The following is a 19,180-nucleotide window of genomic DNA, read 5'->3' on the forward strand; positions in this document are numbered from 1 at the left end:
GCCCGATGGGCGCTTTTTTTATGCTGCTTTATTTTGCCAGCGGCGCAAATAACCAGCGCAACCACCAGCGGGCTTTCCAGCCCGGTTTTTTTTCCCTGACTACCGGTGATGTACGGCAGACCGACCGCAGAACTTTCCACTCAAAATCCAGGAATAACCGGGAATGACCGGATTCCGCACCATACGTGCAGACTTCCTCATGCTTGCGTTTATCAACCGGCGTGTTGTATTCCAGACTTCTGTCCAGTGTGTGATAGGACTTATCGCGATCCACAATCCGCTCCCTGGCATACACGGATTTCGGCAGATAGCGCTGGCGGGAACCATGGTATTTCTGCAGTTTCACAAAACGGTAATCTTCTGCGCCATAATGGCCGCAAAATTCTTCATCATAACCGTAAAAACGGAAAAAACGGGCGCGGGACATAAAGAACAGATTCGAGTGCCCTTTGCGGATATTCCCCTGCTCATCCCGGCGGTAGAGTTTATAGAATGTCCGGCCCGGATTCGCGGCATTAATCAGGTAAGTAAATGTCGATACCGGCAGAACATGATCCAGGTCAGTCATCAGAATCTTATCCGATGCCGCATAGGTCACGCCCAGATTGCGGGAGCCGCCCTGATTCCACGGAATATCCGTTGTGATCCGCAGCCATGTCAGGTTTAAATCAAATTCAGGAATGTCATATTCCAGCGGGGAGCAGTCATCAACAATGACAAACTGAACATAGTCCAGCACGGATGCCGGCATTTTTTCATATTCCCGAAGCAGACTGATAACTTCTGAAATATCCTGCTGATTACAATAGAAATGGGTGATGTACGTAAGTTTTATATGTTGCTTATCCGCAACTTTTCGAAAGAATTCGCGTGACATTATACCTGTGACCTTGTACCACAAATGACCGGCCGGCAATTAGCAACCAGTGCGGAGTTAATTGCCGGCTATTCTCACATACAGGTGATACGGTGTCACTACCCGGCGGGCATAAACTATTCCGAATCGAAAAAATAATCCACCGGAACATGGAACATCTCCGCCAGATACATCAGATAATGTATACTAATCCGGCTCGTTCCCCGTTCATAACGGTTAAATTGCTGCTGCGTTATTCCCATGTCTTCCGCTAACCGGACAACACTTAATCCTAAATATTTCCGCTTTTCTTTAATACGTGTTCCGACACAGGAATATATAGATTCCGTCTCCATAAGATTCTCCTTCACTTATATTGACAACGTGATAACAAAAAATTCCGTTTTTAAGCGTCTGCCACCCGCAGGCAATCCACGGATTGCCAAATTCATAACCACATGAAAAACAAAAAATTAAAATAAAAAGTCATGAATAACCGGCATCTTACGTCTTAGTGAACGAAATTTAACCTTATAGGGATATTGTTTGCAATATCAATACTCCTATTTAGTGTAACAATACCTACCCGATCACACTTAATATAAAAAAATGGTCTTAATAAGATTAACTATTCTTCTGAAGAAAATAGAAGAATGACACATTGATAATAATATACCCCGGTATTTCATAAAAATAATTGCGTGTGAATACGTAAGAAATATTTACATTTATTTCTTATCACCCACTTTAAACAGGCTATTTCCGGTTATGTGTTAGTTGAATCACAGAAAAAATACATATGTATAGTTATAATTTACATATGTAGCCATTTATCTCTGTTTCTGAGGTTATCTTATGACGCAACAACCCCCGGCCGGCTATACCCCGCAAACCTGTGGCACCCTGCCCGCTTACCTGTCCTCACATTTACCGGGTGACATTTTACCCGGCGGTACGCCGGAATCCTGGCAGATTGAGGAAATCGGTGACGGTAATCTCAACCTGGTGTTTATTGTCAGAGGCAGTGAGCGGACCCTGGTGGTCAAGCAATCCCTGCCGTATGTCCGTGCCGCCGGTGAATCCTGGAAACTCTCTTTGCAGCGTAATTATTTCGAATACCATGCGTTGTCACAGGAGAAACGTTTCGCACCGGACAGTGTACCGGCTGTCTATTTCTATGACGAAACCATGGCGCTGTTTGCCATGGAGTATCTCGCTGATCATATCATTCTGCGCAAGGCACTGATTGCCGGAGAGTATGTCCCTCATCTGGCAGAAAAAATCGGTCTGTTTATGGCACAAACGCTGTTCCACACCTCGGATATCGGTATGGCGGCACAAGAGAAAAAAGCCCTGACCGCGCAGTTTTCTGCCAACCATGAATTATGCAAAATCACCGAAGATCTGATTTTTACCGAGCCTTACTTCCCGGCTCCGCGCAATAATCACACCTCTCCGCAGCTCGATCGTGATGCAAACGCCGTGATGCTGGACAGAGACATGGTGCAGGCCGCCATGCGCTATAAATACAAATTTATGACACAGGCTCAGGCACTGCTGCACGGGGATTTGCACTCCGGATCCGTCATGATCGGCACTGACTCTGTTCAGGTCATTGACCCTGAGTTCAGTTTTATGGGGCCGATGGCGTTTGATACCGGCAACTATGCCGGTAACTTATATATGGCCTGGTTTTCCCAGCCCGGACACCGGGAGACAGAGGAAGAAACCGCCCGCTATCAGCAATGGCTGCTGTCGCAGATAAGCCAGACCTGGAATACGTTTGAGACTGAATTCCGCCGCCTGTGGACAGAAAAATCACAGGGCGATGCCTGGCCGCGCGAGCTGTACCAGGACGGCATGTTTGATGACAACTTCCTGAAAACCGCACAGGACAGTTTCTTCGCAGAGCTGTTTCAGGACACCCTGGTCAATGCCGGGCTGGAGATCAACCGTCGTCTGCTCGGGTTTGCCGGTGTTGCTGATTTCAAAACGATTGCTGATGCGGACAAACGCGCGGCACTTGAGCGCAACGCACTGAAACTGGCACGGGAGCTGATTGTCAACGCCCGCCATTATCACAGCTTTGCCGATGTCGAAGCCTTTCTTCCTTATTGTTAAGCGTCACCTGCACACGAGGTTATATAATGAAAATTAACGGAAAACATTACCGTTCCGTCTGGCCCGCAGACAATGGTATCCATGTCTGTATTTTTGATCAGACAAAACTGCCGTTTGAAATCAGTATCATCACACTGACCACGATGGAGGAAGCGGCAACCGCCATCAAAGATATGTGGGTACGCGGGGCACCGCTGATTGGTGCGGTGGCCGCTTACGGTGTGGCGCTGGCAATGCACCGCGACAGCAGTGACGCAGCCCTGAAAGACGCGTATAACGTGCTGGTTGCCACCCGTCCGACCGCGATCAACCTGAAATGGGCGCTGGACAGAATCTGTGGTGCCCTGACACCACTCCCTGCGGCTGAGCGCCGTGACGCCGCTTACCGTATTGCCGCCGGAATCGCGGATGAAGATGCGGAAATCTGTCACCGCATCGGTGAACATGGTCTGACGATTATCCGTGAAATCGCTGCCCGCAAGAAACCGGGCGAGCCGGTAAATATCCTGACCCATTGTAATGCAGGCTGGCTGGCTACCGTTGACTGGGGCACGGCGCTGTCACCGATTTATCAGGCTTATGATGAAGGTATTAACATTCACGTCTGGGTGGATGAAACCCGTCCGCGCAACCAGGGCGGACTGACCGCCTTTGAACTGGGCTCGCACGGCGTACCGCATACCCTGATTGCCGATAACGCCGGAGGACACCTGATGCAGCACGGTGAAGTGGATATGTGTATTGTCGGCACTGACCGCACCACCGCGCGCGGAGATGTCTGCAATAAAATCGGCACTTACCTGAAAGCACTGGCAGCCAAAGCAAACAATGTGCCGTTCTATGTGGCGCTGCCGTCACCGACGCTCGATTTCACGGTGTGGGACGGCGTAAAAGAGATCCCGATTGAACAGCGCGCCGGTGAAGAACAGTCACACGTTTTCGGCATCACACCGGAAGGCACCCGCAGTTGGGTGAATACTGCACCGGCGGGTACCCGTTGCGGCAACTATGCGTTTGATGTCACCCCGGCTGAGTACGTTACCGGGCTTATCACCGAGCGCGGTATTTGTGATGCCTCCCCGGCCGGGCTGAAAGCCATGTTCCCGGAGATGTGGTCGTCTGAGTATGAGGTGTGATCATGACCCGTACTGAACTGGCACAACAGATTATCGATACCTGTCTGAAGATGAACGCAAGCGGGCTCAATCAGGGCACATCCGGGAATGTCAGCGCCCGCTGGCAGGACGGCATGCTGATCACCCCGAGCGGCGTGCCGTATGAAAAGCTGACCCCGGACAGCATTGTCTTCATGGATAACACCGGACAGGCAGAGGCGGATAAGATCCCGTCGAGTGAGTGGCACTTTCATCTGAGTTGCTATCAGGCACGTCCTGAGCTGAACGCGGTAATACACAATCACGCCCTGAATACGGCGGCGGTATCCATTCTCAATGAATCCATTCCGGCGATCCACTATATGGTCGCCGTCACGGGCACCGACCATGTTCCCTGTGTGCCGTATGCCACCTTCGGTACACATGAACTGGCTGCTCTTGTTGCGGAAGGGATTAAAACCAGCAAGGCGCTGATTATGCAGCATCACGGCATGCTGGCAATGGAAATCAATCTCGAAAAAGCCCTGTGGCTGGCGCATGAGATTGAAGTACTCTCCGCGCTGTATCTGAAAGTCCGCGCCATCACGCCGGATGTACCAGTACTGAGTACGGAGGAGATGCAGCGGGTGCTGGGGAAATTCAAAACCTACGGACTGAAAACCGGAAAATCGTGATTACCGGCGGCAGAAAACGGCGCCATGCGTCGTTTTTTGTTACCTTGTGTAATTAATTATTTTAAATGATAATCATTTGCAATATAATTAAAACCTTAATGTATTTGTAATTTAAGGTTTTTATGAAAAAAGTCATTTGTTATGCTGCGTTTGCTTCTGCCGTTCTGCTCCTGTCCGGATGTACCGCTACCCAAAAATCCCCGTCATTCAGCGAAAAAAGCATTGAAGATTGCGGGCGCTATCTGCCGGACGGTATCGCTTACTATGTAAAGATTGAAGGTGAAGTGGATTTAAACAAGCAGTTTAACGGTGATATCAATGTGACTGCATTACAGGACAGCGCACCGGCCGTTGCATTTAACCACGATCTGATTCAGGCCGGTGCGGATAAGTATATGGACTGCGCTATTCAGCTGCTGAATAACGGTAAGGGAGATACCCGCACACCGGAAGAAAAAGCGGCAGCGGAAAAGCAGTAACCAGCAATAATGATACTCTTACGTAGAAAAACCGCCTTCCGGCGGTTTTTGCACTTATTTATCTGACAACAGGTGTGCCGCGATCAGCGGATCAACAATCAAATCAGAAACATATCCGCCGCGCAGTGCCCCGAGGGTCGCGGCGATATTGTGTTCACCGGTGGCAATAAAAATCCGCCGTGCGATATTCCGCAACTGTGGCAGCCGGATACCGAGAATACGGGCATCCGTATGGGTATCCAGCGGCGCACCCGCCTGATCATAAAAACGCCCGCAGATAACCCCGACCGCGCCTTTGCGGCGGAAATCGGTCATTTCTGCCGCCGTAATGACCCCGGCGCGGATCAGCGGATTCTCTTCCGTGACATTACCGGCCACAAACAGTGCTTTGGTGCAGCGTTCCAGCTGGGCAAAGTTTGCCTGAATAATAGGCTCACGGCGCAGTGCATCTGCCAGTTCTGCTGAGCTGACAATCGCGGGCACATGCAGATACGCACACTCACCACCGAACTTTCCGGCGATCAGCGAGGACGATTCCACGGTGGTGAAATCCGGCTGCGATGGTACGGAGCCGAGCATCTGTAACACCGTCATATTGCGGATGACTTTCGGTGTCAGACACTTCGCCATATGATGAATTGTCCGCCCCCAGGCCACGCCGAGCACATCCCCGTCTTCAAGCACCTGACTGAGATACACCCCGGCCGCCTGTGCCATGTTTTCCCGGCGGCGGGCGGAATCAGCTGCCGCCTCCGCAACCGGGCTGTCCGGCACCACCAGCACATTGGTCAGATTAAACTTTTTTTTCAGTGACAACGCCATATCGATGCGGCTGTAACGCGCCATATCCAGGCTGATATGCACCACACCGTTTTCCCGGGCTGTTTGCAGGTATTTCACCACGGTCACGCGGGAAATACCCATCATATCAGCCACTTCCGTCTGGCTGAGACCGGACTGATAATAGAGCCATGCGGCCTGCAGAACCGGGTCACTACCGAACATCAGGCGTCCGGTCAGGCGGTTGTCACTGTTTGTCATGCTTCGCGCACCACGCTGCCCCAGAGATCATACTCATCGGCATGTTCAATATTCACCATGACAATATCCCCCGGCTGCACATCAAATTCACCGTTGAGATATACCATGCCGTCGATTTCCGGTGCATCAGCCATACTGCGGCCGACAGCGCCCTCTTCTTCATCGACTTCATCAATGATCACCGGCAGTGTGCGGCCGACTTTTTCAGCCAGACGCTCAGCGGAAATCTGCTGCTGTAACTGCATAAAGCGGTGATAACGCTCTTCTTTGATCGCTTCCGGCACCTGATCCGGTAATTCGTTGGCATGTGCCCCTTCCACCGGGCTGTATTTAAAGCAGCCGACACGATCCAGACGGGCTTCGCTCAGGAAGTCCAGCAGCATCTGAAAATCTTCTTCGGTTTCCCCCGGGAAGCCGACAATAAAGGTGGAACGCAGCGTCAGCTCCGGACAAATTTCACGCCAGCGTTTGATGCGCTCCAGTGTGCGCTCAACAGCCCCCGGGCGTTTCATCAGTTTCAGAATACGCGGGCTGGCGTGCTGCAACGGAATATCCAGATACGGCAGAATTTTGCCTTCCGCCATCAGCGGGATCACATCATCCACATGCGGATACGGATACACATAATGCAGACGCACCCAAACGCCGAGCTGGGATAACTGCTCACACAGGCCGATCATGCTGGTTTTCACCGGCAGACCGTCACGGAAACCGGTGCGGTGTTTGATATCGGCGCCATAGGCAGAGGTATCCTGGGAGATCACCAGCAGCTCTTTCACACCGGCTTCAACCAGACGCTGTGCTTCACTCAGCACCTCACCGACCGGACGGCTGTCCAAATCGCCGCGCATGGACGGGATAATACAGAATGTGCAGCGGTGATTACACCCTTCTGAAATTTTCAGATACGCATAATGGCGCGGTGTCAGTTTCACGCCCTGATCCGGCACCAGGCTGGTGAACGGATCATGCACCGGTTTCGGCACATATTTACGGACACTCGCCAGCACCTGTTCATAACTGTGCGGACCGGTGATTTCCAGTACTTTAGGGTGAACTTCACGGATCTGGTCTTCTTTTGCCCCCAGACATCCGGTCACGATCACTTTACCGTTTTCCGCCAGTGCCTCGCCGATTGCTTCCAGGGACTCCTGCACAGCACTGTCAATAAAACCGCAGGTATTAACGATCACTACATCAGCATCATTATAGCTCGGCACGATCTGGTAACCATCCGTGCGCAGTTCAGTCAGAATGCGCTCGGAATCCACCAGGTTTTTCGGGCAGCCTAATGATAAAAATCCAATCTTTGCCATTTATTATATAATCTTTAATTGAGAGAAACATGAAGTATACAGGATGCCAAAACTTTATTCATATGCAAGATGACGCCTGGTCAGCACGATAAAAGCGCCCCGGAACAACAGCTATCTGAATCATCAGTACGATGTCATATCAGGCGGCTTTTGATTTCCGCCAAACCAGACGATACATAGCAAGTAAAAATAATATAATGGCTAACAACGATATTTTTATGATGACGGGTATCAGTTCATAAATACCGGCCCCCTGAGAGTTCAGCATAGTAAACCCGCTTATCATTGTACTTGATGGAAAAATTTCCATCGTTTTCACAACCCAGCCCGGCATATTAAATGTAGGAAATGAGGCACCTGATGCATAAAAAATAACCATCGACGTAGCCGACAGGATCTGCATCGGACGGTTAATGTTATCCAGAAAACTACCAATCAACATACTCATTGAGCTTACTGCCGCAGAAAACAGAACGATCAGCCAAAGCTGTAAAAACATATTGCCTTCATTGGGATAGCCTTGTAAGTAATAAACCCAGCCAAACACAAAAATTGCGCCGGAAAAACCAACGATAAACAAGCCCAGAAATGTTCCGATAAACTGTGATACGTTAATATTGGTTAAACCGACGCTATTGCGTAATGCGATAAGCATAGAACCGGCAAAAATCAGTGTTTGCTGAAGTATGATAATAAACACCAGCGGCATAATAAAAGATTCATATCCCAGTGTGGGATTATAGAGCGGAAGGGAAATAATATGATCAGTGGTTTTAGGTGTTAATCTGTTAACATCAGTCGTAGCGCTTATTGCATTAATCACCGCCACTCTCAAGTCGGCAGCTACAGCCATATAACCGCCTGACAGGTGAACATCGATCCCTGCGTCTCCTCCTCTGATAAGATTATTTTTAAAATCATTATCAATAGTTATCACTGCGGAAACTTTTCTGTTGCGTAATAAATTTAATGCCTCAGACAGAGAACTGTCCACCCGGGTAACATCAATCTCACGGGTGGTTTGCAGATTGTCGATCAGGTTACGTGACAATGATGATTGATCAAAATCGACCACCGCAACGGGAAGCTTGAGGTTAATCTGTGCCTTATAAGCACTTGGATAGAAAATACTATAAAGAATCAATGACATAATTGCCGTTGAAAATATAGGCTGAGATTTTTTTATTGATGTGAGAGTACTGATAACGCTTTGTTTAATACCATCAAATTTTACATTTTCCTGAAACGTTGCCGGTTGTTGCTTATACTTATGTTTCCCCAACAGCATAAAAGAGACTGTTAACGGTATAATGATATAGAGTGACAAAATACCAAACTGATACAAGCTTGTTGTGATATCACTGCCAAGATTGACCTGCTCTAATTGTATGCGGTAATAATGCGTGAATGGCTGAAAATTACTCCAGAATTTAGCCCAGCCATTGGCATTCAAAATGGACAGCGTCCCATCAGAGTAGGTTAATGCCGCACTGGTATATACCGTTGAGATACTTAATGCTGTAAGTATATTTCGCGTTATTGAAATAAACATAATAGCGACAGAGGCAGTGAGAAGACACAGCATAAATATCGCCAGTATTAATAACCATGAATTACCTAAAATCGGCCAGCCCCGCCCCGCTGTTTGCCAGACGTTAAATAGCAAGTTCCACAGAAAAATGATAGTGATATAGGGCAAACAACGGGAAACAATCTGAATTGACAGGCAGATTCTGCTTTTCTTCATCCAGCCGGCGCAGAGCTTACCTTCTTCAAAAAAACGTCCTATCGCGCAAATGACAGCGCTGCTCAGGACGATACTCAGTAACACCGGTATTGCGATTGGCGTCAGGAATCTTTCATAGCTATTTTGCGGATTGCTGATACTGACGACTTGTATATTTGGCACTGAGCTGCCCGCACCTTTATGCCCGGCACCCAATGATTTCCTGTTATTAAGTGAGCTAAACGCATCATTCACCGCAGCCTGCAACCCGATAAACGCAGCATTACCTGTCGATCTGAACTGTCCGTTATAACGAATGATGACCTTATTATCATCCTGACGGATAGCTGATCCGGATGCGCCACGGGGGATCTCTATAAAAGCATAAATTTTCATGCTTTTCATCAGGCGTTGGGCCTGAGCCACATTTTCCGGTATTTCTGTTAACTCAATACTCTTCGATGCATCAATATTCCTGATTATTTCCCGGCTCAATGATGAATGGTCGTAATCCACCAGTGCTACCGGTATTTTCTCAGGCACACCGGAACTGAACATCGCGCAGACAAACGTTAATAAAAACACCGGCACAATAAACAGTAAAATTTTCATGTAGCGATCATGACAGATGAAATTAATTTCATCTGTCAATGAGGCGGAAAAGCCCGATACGGTATTATTCGTCATTACCGGCAGGCCAATCAAAAATAACAGACATACCCGGGCGCATTCCTTCTGTTTTATTCACCGGATGTAACCGTACTTCAAATGTTCTGACGTCATAACCGCTTGACTGACGAGTTGCTCTCCATGTGGCAAAATTGCCTTTGGGGTTAATAAAAAACACCTGAAATTTAACCGTTTTATCTTTCAGTGCCGGGATCTTTCCTTCAATCACATCACCTATTTTTAATGCGTTAAAGCGATCTTCCCGTAAATTGACGGTTACCCAAAGATTATTTAAATCAATCATACTGAATATAGGTGTACCGGCAGAAACAAGCTCCCCCTGATTAGCAAAGCGTTTGGCAATTTCGCCGTCATTTTTTGAATGAACACTCAGCTCTCTGACCAGGGAGTCAGCAGACTCAAACGCGGCCCTGGCTGCATTTACATTTGCATCAGCAATGCGAATGTCCTCCGCTCTGTTACCCCGTTTGGCTTGCATATATTGCTCATAGGCAGAATTTGTTTTCTGCCCGGCAATTTTATATCTGGCAATAGCATCATCACGTTCCTGGGCAGAGACAGCTTTACTCTTCTCATAGAGTTTTACTACCCGATCCGTGGTTAACTTGACGTTTTTTTCATCTGCCTGAGCACTTATCCAGTTAGCTTTTAATGACTCAATATATTCTGAACGCTCTCCGTTATATGCCTTTTCCTGACTGGCTACCGCCGCAGCTAATGCTTCTTTAGTTTGCAGGGCATTCTCAGTGGTTTGCCTGTCATACAAACTGACTAAGGCCTGCCCGTTACGGATGCTGTCCCCTTCCCTGACATGCAGACTATCCACTCTTGCCGTCACTTTACTGGTGATATTAATTTCATCTGTATCAATAATGCCTTCTAAGATCTCATGTTCAGCGGAATGAGATAAAATAAAGCCGGCAGATAACACCATTATTATAACGATAAGTATGGCTATCTTTATCTTTTTATTCTTTATCGTCATACTATTTTCATCCTCAGGCTCCGGCTGTTTTCTTTAGCGTTCCATTATTCCAATAACATGTTCAGTTCTTTCATCTTATTCTTTCAATGAAAGAACGATTATGACTGCAACAAACCTCTTCATTATACGTTTCTTCAGCATATTGGATACATTAATATTTTTAATACACCGCCTGAACACTAACTTATTATATTGATTTATCACTATAACCTGTTATTGAGCTGAAGCCGGAAATTTTACCTTCTGACTATATGTTTGCTTCCTGTTCAAATCAGATTATAAGATTTGATTGTATTAGCCGATAAAAAATTCCGGCTCAGGCCAATCCGTTACATATTATATTGTCTGAATTTTGTGGTTACGATTTATTACATTATAACATCATTCTGATTCAGCAATAATCTGCTGAATCCGCTCTCTGCCCTTAACTTCCTGAACTCGCCTGCATGTATTTACGGCAGAGAAAAACCGGTGCAATTCGTGCAGTTTTCCGGACGCTGTATCCTGCCGTTTACAGTGAATGTGATACAGACGGCAGCTTTATCCTGCTGATCCGGTTATGCTTTCCCTGCCAGCATTTAATGTCACCGTTCTGAAAATTTAAAGCATCATTATTTGAGAACCTGATATTGATATGCGGCTGTTGTGCTTATCTCATTATTTTCCATAAGAAAGGTAATCACCATATCTATGCAAAAATCAAAACGTAAAACGTGGATTTTTTATCTCATCCTGATCGTTGTCCTTGCCGGCGGCGGCTATCTGTACCGCATGCTGCAAAGCCCCGGGCTGCCTGCCGGGTTCGCGCAGAGCAACGGGCGGATCGAGGCAACGGAAATTGATATCTCAACCAAAACCGCCGGACGCATCAGTACCATCAATGTCCGGGAGGGGGATTTTGTCCGCGCCGGGGATGTGCTGGCGCAGATGGATACCCGGACACTCGAGGCGCAGCTGAGCGAGGCTCAGGCACAGTATCGCCAGGCGGACAGTAATGTGATTTCCTCGCGCTCGGCACTGGCTCAGCGCAAAAGTGAGAAAGCCGCTGCAGAAGCGATGGTGCGGCAGCGCACCGCAGAACTGACCGCCGCGCAGAAGCGCCTGACCCGTTCACAGGCGCTGGTGAGAACCAACGCGGTATCTGTTCAGCAGGTGGATGATGACCTTGCGGTTGTCCAGGGTGCCCGTGCTGCCGTGGAAGCGGCGAAGGCCCAGGTGGCAGCGGCTTCCGCCGCGATTGATGCCGCACAGTCCGGTATTATCCAGGCGCAGACCAAAGTGGATGCCGCCCTGGCAACACAACACCGGATTGAAGCGGATTTGGATGACAGTCAGCTGAAAGCGCCGCGCAACGGTCGTGTCCAGTACCGGGTTGCCGAACCGGGTGAGGTGCTCGGTGCCGGTGGCCGCGTGGTGAATATGGTCGATCTCAGCGATGTCTATATGACTTTCTTCCTGCCGACCGAACAGGCCGGACAGGCGGGCATCGGCAGTGACGTGCATATTATTCTTGATGCCGCTCCCGATCTGGTGATCCCGGCGAAAACCTCGTATGTCGCCAGTGTCGCGCAGTTCACCCCGAAAACGGTGGAAACCGATAATGAACGCCAGAAACTGATGTTCCGCGTTCGTGCGCGTATCGCCCCCGAACTGCTGGAAAAACATCTGGAATATGTGAAAACCGGTCTGCCGGGACGCGCTTATATCCGGCTGGATCCGAAGCAGGACTGGCCGGCTGACCTAGAGGTGAAATTACCTCAATGACATCATCAAAACAGCATTCTGACACCGCAATCGTCACCCTGGAACAGGTTACGCATCATTACGGTGATGTGTGCGCCCTTGATGATATCACGCTGAACATCCCCGCCCGTCAGATGGTGGGGCTGATCGGGCCGGACGGTGTCGGGAAATCCACCCTGATTTCCCTGATCGCCGGTGCCCGTAAAGTGCAGCAGGGTAATGTGATAGTGCTGGGCGGTGATATCCGTGAAGAGGAGCACCGCCGCGCGGTGTGTCCGCGTATCGCCTATATGCCGCAGGGATTGGGGAAAAACCTCTATCACACCCTGTCGGTGTTTGAAAACGTGGATTTTTTCGGGCGGCTGTTCGGCCAGTCTGAGGAAGAGCGTCGTCTGCGGATTGACGATCTCCTCACCAGTACCGGGCTCGCCCCGTTCCGCGACCGCCCGGCGGGAAAACTCTCCGGCGGGATGAAGCAGAAACTCGGATTATGCTGCGCCCTGATCCATGACCCCGAACTGCTGATCCTCGACGAACCAACCACCGGCGTTGACCCCCTCTCCCGCGCTCAGTTCTGGGAGCTTATCGACCGCATCCGAGAACGCCAGCAGAATATGAGTGTGCTGGTGGCGACCGCCTATATGGAAGAGGCGGAACGGTTTGATCACCTGGTCGCAATGGACGACGGCAAAGTCCTGGCGACAGGACACGCCCGTGAACTGAAAGCACAGACACAGACTGACGAGCTGGAAGCCGCCTTTATCGCCCTGCTGCCGGAAGAAAAACGCAAAGATCACAAAGCGGTGGTGATCCCGCCGCGCAACGCGCAGGACAATGAAGAGATTGCTATCGAGGCACAGGATCTGACCATGCGCTTCGGCAGTTTCACCGCCGTTGACCACGTCAGTTTCCGCATCCCGAAAGGGGAAATCTTTGGTTTCCTCGGCTCCAACGGTTGTGGCAAATCCACCACCATGAAAATGCTCACCGGGCTGTTGCAGGCCACGGAAGGCAAGGCTTGGCTGTTTGGTCAGGAGGTCGATCCGAAAGATTTGAATACGCGGATGCGGGTCGGCTATATGTCGCAGGCGTTCTCCCTCTACAGTGAACTGACGGTTTTACAGAACCTGGTACTGCACGCCAAGCTGTTCCATGTGCCGGAAAACGAAATCGATGAGCGTGTTGATGAAATGATGACGCGCTTTAAACTGACGGATGTCGCCGATGCCATGCCGGAAGGGCTTCCCCTCGGGATACGTCAGCGCCTTTCCCTCGCCGTGGCAGTGATTCACCGCCCGGAAATGCTGATCCTCGATGAGCCGACATCCGGCGTTGATCCGATCGCCCGTGATATGTTCTGGGATCTGATGGTGGATTTATCACGCAAAGACGGCGTGACGATTTTTATATCCACCCACTTTATGAATGAGGCCGCCCGCTGTGACCGCATGTCGCTGATGCACGCCGGGAAAGTACTGGTGACGGACACGCCGGAACATCTGGTCGCCAACAGCAAATTTGATACCCTCGAAGCCGTCTTTATTGATTATCTGAAAAAAGCCTCGGGGATTGAGGATGATGCCCCGCCGCCGGTAGCACCGGAGCTGCCTGCCGACAGCGGCGAAGCGGCCGCCACCGCACTGAAGCGCCGTTTCAGTCTGCGCCGTCTGTTCAGTTACAGTCTGCGTGAAGGACTGGAACTGCGCCGCGACCCGGTGCGGCTGACACTGGCGCTGCTCGGTACCGTGATCCTGATGTTTATTATGGGTTACGGCATCAGTATGGATGTGGAAAATCTGCGTTTTGCCGTGCTCGACCGCGACCAGACCACCACCAGCCAGAACTATGTGCAGGATCTCTCCGGTTCCCGTTACTTTATCGAACAGCCGCCGCTGCAAAATTATGACGATATGGAGCGCCGGATGCGCGCAGGGGAAATCGCGGTGGCGATTGAAATTCCGCCGGATTTTGCCCGTGATATCGCCAAAGGCCATGATGTGAAACTGGGGGTCTGGGTGGACGGTGCCATGCCGAACCGGGCAGAAACGGTGCGTGGTTATGTGCAGGCTATGCATCTCAACTGGCTGACCCGTATGGCGTCAAAACAGCCGGTGGCAAACCCGCTGCGCTCTGCGATAGATATCGAAACCCGCTACCGTTATAACCCGGATGTGAAAAGCCTGCCCGCCATTGTTCCGGCGGTGATCCCGCTGCTGCTGATGATGATACCGGCGATGCTCAGCGCCCTGAGTGTGGTGCGGGAGAAAGAACTGGGGTCGATTATCAACCTTTATGTCACCCCGGTGACCAAAACAGAGTTTCTGATAGGCAAGCAGGTGCCTTATATCCTGTTGGGGATGTTTAACTTTTTCCTGCTCTGCGCCCTCTCGGTCTGGGTATTCGGTGTGCCGTTTAAGGGCAGTCTGCTGACGGTGACACTCGCGGCGTTCTGCTATATCACCATTGCCACCAGTATGGGGCTGCTGATTTCCTGCTTTATGAAGAGTCAGATTGCTGCGATTTTCGGGACTGCAATTATCACTCTGATCCCGGCCACCCAATTTTCCGGCATGATTGACCCGGTTTCATCACTGGAAGGTATGGGTTACTGGATAGGACATATCTATCCGACGGCCCATTTCCTGACCATCACCCGGGGAACCTTCTCCAAAGGGCTGGGGCTTATCGATCTGTATCAGGCCTTTATTCCGCTGCTGATCACCATCCCGGTTGTTCTCGGGTGCAGCATCTTTTTCCTGAAAAAGCAGGAGGGATAACATGCGGACACTGAAGAATATTATCTATCTCGGGATGAAAGAGCTGCGCAGCCTGATGCGGGATAAAGCAATGCTCGCGCTGATTGTATTTGCCTTCACAGTATCCATCTATTCCTCCGCAACGGTAACGTCCGGCTCGCTGCATCTGGCGCCGATTGCGATTGCGGATCAGGATCGCTCACAGCTCAGTGAACGTATTATCAACAGCTTTTATGAACCCTATTTTCTGCCTCCGGCCGATATTGATATCAGTCAGATGGACGGCCTGATGGACAGCGGTACCTACACGTTTACCATGGATATTCCGCCGGACTTTCAGCGTGATGTGCTGGCCGGACGCCGCCCTGCTATTCAGCTGAACGTCGATGCCACCCGCATGAGCCAGGCGTTTCTCGGCAACAGTTATATTCAGAATATTGTTACCGGGGAGGTGAATACGTTTCTGGCTAAAAACCGGCAAAACAGTGTGTTGCCGGTAGATCTGGATATCCGCGCCCGTTTTAACCCGAACCTGAATCAGATGTGGTTCGGGTCGGTGATGGCGATTATCAACAATATCACGATGCTGTCGATTGTCCTGACCGGGGCGGCACTGATCCGTGAGCGGGAGCACGGCACAATTGAGCATCTGCTGGTGATGCCGGTGACACCGTTTGAGATCATGATGTCTAAAGTCTGGTCGATGGGACTGGTGGTACTGCTCGCCTCGCTCTGCTCACTGCTGCTGATTGTCCGCTTTCTGTTACAGGTGCCGATAGAGGGCTCAATTACGCTGTTTATGTGCGGGGTGGCGCTGAGTTTGTTTGCCACCACCTCCATCGGAATTTTTATGGGGACGATCGCCCGTTCGATGCCGCAGTTCGGGCTGCTGATGATTATGGTGCTGCTGCCGCTGAATATGTTATCAGGCGGGATGACCTCACGGGAAAGTATGCCGCAGTTTGTGCAGGATATTATGCAAACCATGCCGACGACACACTTTGTCAGTCTGGCACAGGCGATTCTTTACCGGGGCGCAGATTTTCTGATCGTCTGGCCGCAGTTTATGTATCTGATCATCATCGGCGGGGCGTTTTTCGGTGCCGCGCTGTTACGCTTCCGCAAAACCATCAGTGCGATGGCATAACCCGGTCAATTCCGATGCCGCAGGCGACGGGGGCATTATAGGCTGTCAGTTCAGTGAATAACGGATAATGCAGGGATACGGATATGATTAACATTCTGCTGATGAGTGATACGGGGATTTCCCCGCAGATGCTGGCGCAAAAAATGCGTGATGAGGCACAGGTACGCGGTATTGATGCCAGCATTGAGTGCCGTTCTGTTTTTGATTACCGCGAATGCGCGGCAGAGTATGACGCCGCTCTGCTTGCCCCTCAGTCCCGCCATCACCTGCGCGAGTGTCAGCAAAGCGCGGCAGCTGCCGGAAAACCGCTGGCCTGTATCGATCCGGATATGTTTTGGGATCTGCAAAGCGCTGCGGTATTGGATTTGGCGTTGTCGTTACTGAAAAATCCGTGAAGCTGTAAGCAACTAAACTATCTTCTTTCAAACCCGGGCAGCGGGATAACCAGCAAAGCGGAAAGTCGCTGACACGTCCCTGTTCGCGGAATCTGCTGAATCATCCGGTTTGTGGCAAGGCGGCAAGGGAAGGATTCCGGGAAACCTATTTTGCCACAGTGCTTCGACTGATACCGTACAGAACGAAAAGGCGCTGTCACATCCCTGTTCGCTCGGGTCGCGCCATCCCTGGCGCTCTACGCTTTTCGCTCTTCTGTACGGCATCTGCCGTGTACATAAAGTCTGGCGTAAATAAAAACAGATTTTCTGAGCGCAGCCAACACAGCCACAGAGTGGAGGATGACGCAGATCCGCTAAATCATTTCGTTTGTGGCATGCGGCGAAGTGAGGATATCCCCAGGAGCATACACCAGTATGTGACCGGGGTGGACGAACGAAACCAACACAGCCACAGAGTGGAGGATGACGCAGATTCAGGATTTGAGGAGACCGCGCACAACCACCTTGCTCGCCGGGGCGCTGCGATCCGTCGCCCGCCGCACTGCCATGTTAATGGCCTGCCAGGCAATTTCCTGTAAATCATGAGAAATGCACGGAAAATTGAATCCGTAGATATCGGCATGAGAGACTTCATCGATACTGAACAGCGAGACATCTTTTTGCGGGATCAAATTGTGGCGGATACAGGCTTTGATAATCCCCAGTGAGATCTGGTTATTACAGCCGACAAAATAATCCGGTGCGGAATGGTATTTCAGGTAATGGTCGGTAACTTTGAAGGCTTCATCCATCAGGAAGTCCGCATGCAGTACATTGACACTGCTGACCTGACCGTGCAGACCAGCCACCATGCCGGTTACGCGATCCTGGGCCACGTTGGAATCCTCCGGGCCGGAGACAATCACCACATTATCCGCTTTTTGTGACAGCAGATAGCGCCCTGCCTGCAATCCGCAATCGAGGTTATCGATGTAAACGCCGCTGCATGCCTTGGCATCCAGCTCACGGTCAACCAGGATCACCGGAATATTAAGCAGCTCCAGTTGTTTCATGTACGCGGGGCGGTACACCCGCTCGGCAGAGACAACGGACAGGATGATAGCATCCACGTTGTAACCAATCAGCTTATCAATGATACGCGCTTCATTTTCACGGGATTCATAGGAGTCAAACATCAGGGTGTCATACCCGGCGTTATAGGCTTCCAGGGTGATGCGTTTAGCCAGCCCGCCGAAAAACGGGTTACTCATGTCCGGGCTGACAATGCCGATGGTACGGGTGGATTTCGCGCGCAGGCTGCGTGCCGCCGCATTCACCACATAACCGATTTTATCGGCAGCGTCGAGAATACGCCTGAGAGTTTCCGGGTGAACCTTATCCGGCTGCGAAAATGCGCGGGATGCGGTGATCTTACTGACATTCGCAATAGCGGCCACATTTTCCAGTGTGACTTTCTGTGTCCGGGGTTCCGCCAATTTTCTCTCCTTAGCAGCAACGTATCATTTTATACCATTATAATATCATCTAAATCGATTCAGTCACGTGAAAAACACGCTTTTTATCACTTAAACCGACACTAACAACTTTTTAACACGCGAGTCTTTTTATCCGCGGATCGGTAAAAATGTCGTATTCATCGGTGTTTTCTGTGGAGAACTCCGACACCACCGCGCCCTGCGGCCCGGCTTTAAACCAGTGGCGGGTATCCGGCATAATGGTGTATTGCTCTCCCGGGCGCAGCAGAATAAAGCGATCACAGGTGTACCATTCCTCATCCCCCTGCGGCGGGCGGCAGACCGGATTGCCTTGTGCATCCTGATTCAGTGTCAGCGCGGGATCATCCACAAACAGATACACCTCACCCCAGCGGCAACGGAAGGTTTCCTGCTTGCCCGGCCGGTCTTTGTACGGCGGATGGCGGTGCTCCGGACAGGTCTGGTCAGCAAAGAGAACCAGCTCTTTGGCGCAGTACAGCGGACTGTTGCAGTAAGTAAGCAGTTGCAGACCCGAGCGCGGGTAATCCGGCAGATTAAAGTGAGCAATTTCAATATGCTGCTTTTCCGCTTCTGTCAGAACGATATGTGCCTGTTCCAGAACCGCCAGTGATTCCGCGATGTACGGCTGTTTATTCATCTG

The 19,180-nt window shown here is 50.5% G+C and carries 16 protein-coding genes; 8 read left to right on the top strand and 8 right to left on the bottom strand.

Annotation, left to right across the window (positions count from 1 at the left end):
• Window positions 1-28: 28 nt before the first annotated feature.
• Together ACF8OF_RS18390 and ACF8OF_RS18395 are read right to left on the bottom strand one after the other, a co-directional pair.
• A complete protein-coding gene (locus tag ACF8OF_RS18390; protein ID WP_262882233.1) occupies window positions 29-877 on the bottom strand; it encodes a glycosyltransferase family A protein in 849 nt (282 codons plus the stop codon).
• Window positions 878-993: 116 nt separating this feature from the next.
• Window positions 994-1,212, bottom strand: coding sequence for a helix-turn-helix domain-containing protein (locus ACF8OF_RS18395; RefSeq protein WP_025152719.1), 219 nt, complete (start codon window positions 1,210-1,212; stop codon window positions 994-996).
• Between the two features lie 499 nt (window positions 1,213-1,711).
• Here ACF8OF_RS18395 and mtnK point away from each other — a divergent pair, with 499 nt between their 5' ends.
• The 4 genes from mtnK to ACF8OF_RS18415 all read left to right on the top strand — a co-directional run bounded on the left by mtnK (window position 1,712) and on the right by ACF8OF_RS18415 (window position 5,245).
• Entirely contained in the window at window positions 1,712-2,977 is a 1,266-nt protein-coding gene (gene mtnK / locus ACF8OF_RS18400; protein WP_392497331.1) for an S-methyl-5-thioribose kinase, read from the top strand.
• Between the two features lie 26 nt (window positions 2,978-3,003).
• Entirely contained in the window at window positions 3,004-4,113 is a 1,110-nt protein-coding gene (mtnA, locus tag ACF8OF_RS18405) for an S-methyl-5-thioribose-1-phosphate isomerase (protein ID WP_392497332.1), read from the top strand.
• Window positions 4,114-4,115: 2 nt separating this feature from the next.
• Window positions 4,116-4,766, top strand: a complete 651-nt coding sequence (locus ACF8OF_RS18410) for an L-fuculose-phosphate aldolase (RefSeq protein WP_392497333.1) — start codon at window positions 4,116-4,118, stop codon at window positions 4,764-4,766.
• 122 nt (window positions 4,767-4,888) lie between these two features.
• Window positions 4,889-5,245, top strand: a complete 357-nt coding sequence (locus tag ACF8OF_RS18415; RefSeq protein ID WP_392497334.1) for a hypothetical protein — start codon at window positions 4,889-4,891, stop codon at window positions 5,243-5,245.
• 54 nt (window positions 5,246-5,299) lie between these two features.
• On the opposite strand, the gene ACF8OF_RS18420 is transcribed toward ACF8OF_RS18415, so the two are convergent.
• The 4 genes from ACF8OF_RS18420 to ACF8OF_RS18435 all read right to left on the bottom strand — a co-directional run bounded on the left by ACF8OF_RS18420 (window position 5,300) and on the right by ACF8OF_RS18435 (window position 11,003).
• Window positions 5,300-6,286 (bottom strand): sugar-binding transcriptional regulator, encoded by a 987-nt coding sequence (locus ACF8OF_RS18420; protein ID WP_354620788.1) that lies wholly within the window; start codon window positions 6,284-6,286, stop codon window positions 5,300-5,302.
• Window positions 6,283-7,602 carry a 30S ribosomal protein S12 methylthiotransferase RimO gene (gene rimO, locus ACF8OF_RS18425; RefSeq protein WP_392497335.1) on the bottom strand — a complete coding sequence of 440 codons (1,320 nt, stop codon included), beginning with the start codon at window positions 7,600-7,602 and terminating at the stop codon, window positions 6,283-6,285. The genes ACF8OF_RS18420 and rimO overlap by 4 nt, the downstream gene beginning before the upstream one ends.
• Before the next feature lie 139 nt (window positions 7,603-7,741).
• Window positions 7,742-9,940 carry an ABC transporter permease gene (locus ACF8OF_RS18430; RefSeq protein WP_392497336.1) on the bottom strand — a complete coding sequence of 733 codons (2,199 nt, stop codon included), beginning with the start codon at window positions 9,938-9,940 and terminating at the stop codon, window positions 7,742-7,744.
• A gap of 64 nt (window positions 9,941-10,004) precedes the next feature.
• A complete protein-coding gene (locus ACF8OF_RS18435; RefSeq protein ID WP_392497337.1) occupies window positions 10,005-11,003 on the bottom strand; it encodes an HlyD family secretion protein in 999 nt (332 codons plus the stop codon).
• Window positions 11,004-11,693: 690 nt separating this feature from the next.
• On the opposite strand from ACF8OF_RS18435, the gene ACF8OF_RS18440 reads away from it, so the two are divergent.
• The 4 genes from ACF8OF_RS18440 (at window position 11,694) to ACF8OF_RS18455 (ending at window position 17,044) form a co-directional block, all read left to right on the top strand.
• The gene (locus ACF8OF_RS18440) at window positions 11,694-12,767 is read left to right on the top strand and encodes an HlyD family secretion protein (protein WP_274370965.1); all 1,074 of its coding nucleotides are present in this window, start codon (window positions 11,694-11,696) and stop codon (window positions 12,765-12,767) included.
• Entirely contained in the window at window positions 12,764-15,523 is a 2,760-nt protein-coding gene (rbbA, locus tag ACF8OF_RS18445) for a ribosome-associated ATPase/putative transporter RbbA (RefSeq protein WP_392497338.1), read from the top strand. Before ACF8OF_RS18440 ends, rbbA begins: the two co-directional genes overlap by 4 nt.
• A 1-nt stretch (window position 15,524) precedes the next feature.
• Window positions 15,525-16,649, top strand: coding sequence for an ABC transporter permease (locus ACF8OF_RS18450; RefSeq protein ID WP_392497339.1), 1,125 nt, complete (start codon window positions 15,525-15,527; stop codon window positions 16,647-16,649).
• Between the two features lie 83 nt (window positions 16,650-16,732).
• Window positions 16,733-17,044: a PTS sugar transporter subunit IIB gene (locus tag ACF8OF_RS18455; protein ID WP_108656398.1), complete on the top strand. Its 312-nt coding sequence runs from the start codon at window positions 16,733-16,735 to the stop codon at window positions 17,042-17,044.
• 473 nt (window positions 17,045-17,517) lie between these two features.
• On the opposite strand, the gene ACF8OF_RS18460 is transcribed toward ACF8OF_RS18455, so the two are convergent.
• Both ACF8OF_RS18460 and ACF8OF_RS18465 read right to left on the bottom strand, forming a co-directional pair.
• Window positions 17,518-18,519 carry a LacI family DNA-binding transcriptional regulator gene (locus ACF8OF_RS18460; protein WP_262882243.1) on the bottom strand — a complete coding sequence of 334 codons (1,002 nt, stop codon included), beginning with the start codon at window positions 18,517-18,519 and terminating at the stop codon, window positions 17,518-17,520.
• A gap of 112 nt (window positions 18,520-18,631) precedes the next feature.
• Complete coding sequence (locus tag ACF8OF_RS18465; RefSeq protein WP_392497340.1) at window positions 18,632-19,177, bottom strand: D-lyxose/D-mannose family sugar isomerase; 546 nt, start codon at window positions 19,175-19,177, stop codon at window positions 18,632-18,634.
• Between the last annotated feature and the right edge of the window lie 3 nt (window positions 19,178-19,180).

The sequence above is a fragment of the Morganella sp. TYF_1 genome (genome assembly GCF_043105645.1).
Classification (GTDB): Bacteria; Pseudomonadota; Gammaproteobacteria; order Enterobacterales; family Enterobacteriaceae; genus Morganella; species Morganella morganii_B.

What these genes read in the sequence shown, in the direction of transcription:
- ACF8OF_RS18390 (WP_262882233.1), bottom strand. Translation starts at nt 877, where the DNA reads ATGTCACGCGAATTCTTTCGAAAAGTTGCGGATAAGCAACATATAAAA.
- ACF8OF_RS18395 (WP_025152719.1), bottom strand. Translation starts at nt 1,212, where the DNA reads ATGGAGACGGAATCTATATATTCCTGTGTCGGAACACGTATTAAAGAA.
- mtnK (WP_392497331.1), top strand. Translation starts at nt 1,712, where the DNA reads ATGACGCAACAACCCCCGGCCGGCTATACCCCGCAAACCTGTGGCACC.
- mtnA (WP_392497332.1), top strand. Translation starts at nt 3,004, where the DNA reads ATGAAAATTAACGGAAAACATTACCGTTCCGTCTGGCCCGCAGACAAT.
- ACF8OF_RS18410 (WP_392497333.1), top strand. Translation starts at nt 4,116, where the DNA reads ATGACCCGTACTGAACTGGCACAACAGATTATCGATACCTGTCTGAAG.
- ACF8OF_RS18415 (WP_392497334.1), top strand. Translation starts at nt 4,889, where the DNA reads ATGAAAAAAGTCATTTGTTATGCTGCGTTTGCTTCTGCCGTTCTGCTC.
- ACF8OF_RS18420 (WP_354620788.1), bottom strand. Translation starts at nt 6,286, where the DNA reads ATGACAAACAGTGACAACCGCCTGACCGGACGCCTGATGTTCGGTAGT.
- rimO (WP_392497335.1), bottom strand. Translation starts at nt 7,602, where the DNA reads ATGGCAAAGATTGGATTTTTATCATTAGGCTGCCCGAAAAACCTGGTG.
- ACF8OF_RS18430 (WP_392497336.1), bottom strand. Translation starts at nt 9,940, where the DNA reads ATGAAAATTTTACTGTTTATTGTGCCGGTGTTTTTATTAACGTTTGTC.
- ACF8OF_RS18435 (WP_392497337.1), bottom strand. Translation starts at nt 11,003, where the DNA reads ATGACGATAAAGAATAAAAAGATAAAGATAGCCATACTTATCGTTATA.
- ACF8OF_RS18440 (WP_274370965.1), top strand. Translation starts at nt 11,694, where the DNA reads ATGCAAAAATCAAAACGTAAAACGTGGATTTTTTATCTCATCCTGATC.
- rbbA (WP_392497338.1), top strand. Translation starts at nt 12,764, where the DNA reads ATGACATCATCAAAACAGCATTCTGACACCGCAATCGTCACCCTGGAA.
- ACF8OF_RS18450 (WP_392497339.1), top strand. Translation starts at nt 15,525, where the DNA reads ATGCGGACACTGAAGAATATTATCTATCTCGGGATGAAAGAGCTGCGC.
- ACF8OF_RS18455 (WP_108656398.1), top strand. Translation starts at nt 16,733, where the DNA reads ATGATTAACATTCTGCTGATGAGTGATACGGGGATTTCCCCGCAGATG.
- ACF8OF_RS18465 (WP_392497340.1), bottom strand. Translation starts at nt 19,177, where the DNA reads ATGAATAAACAGCCGTACATCGCGGAATCACTGGCGGTTCTGGAACAG.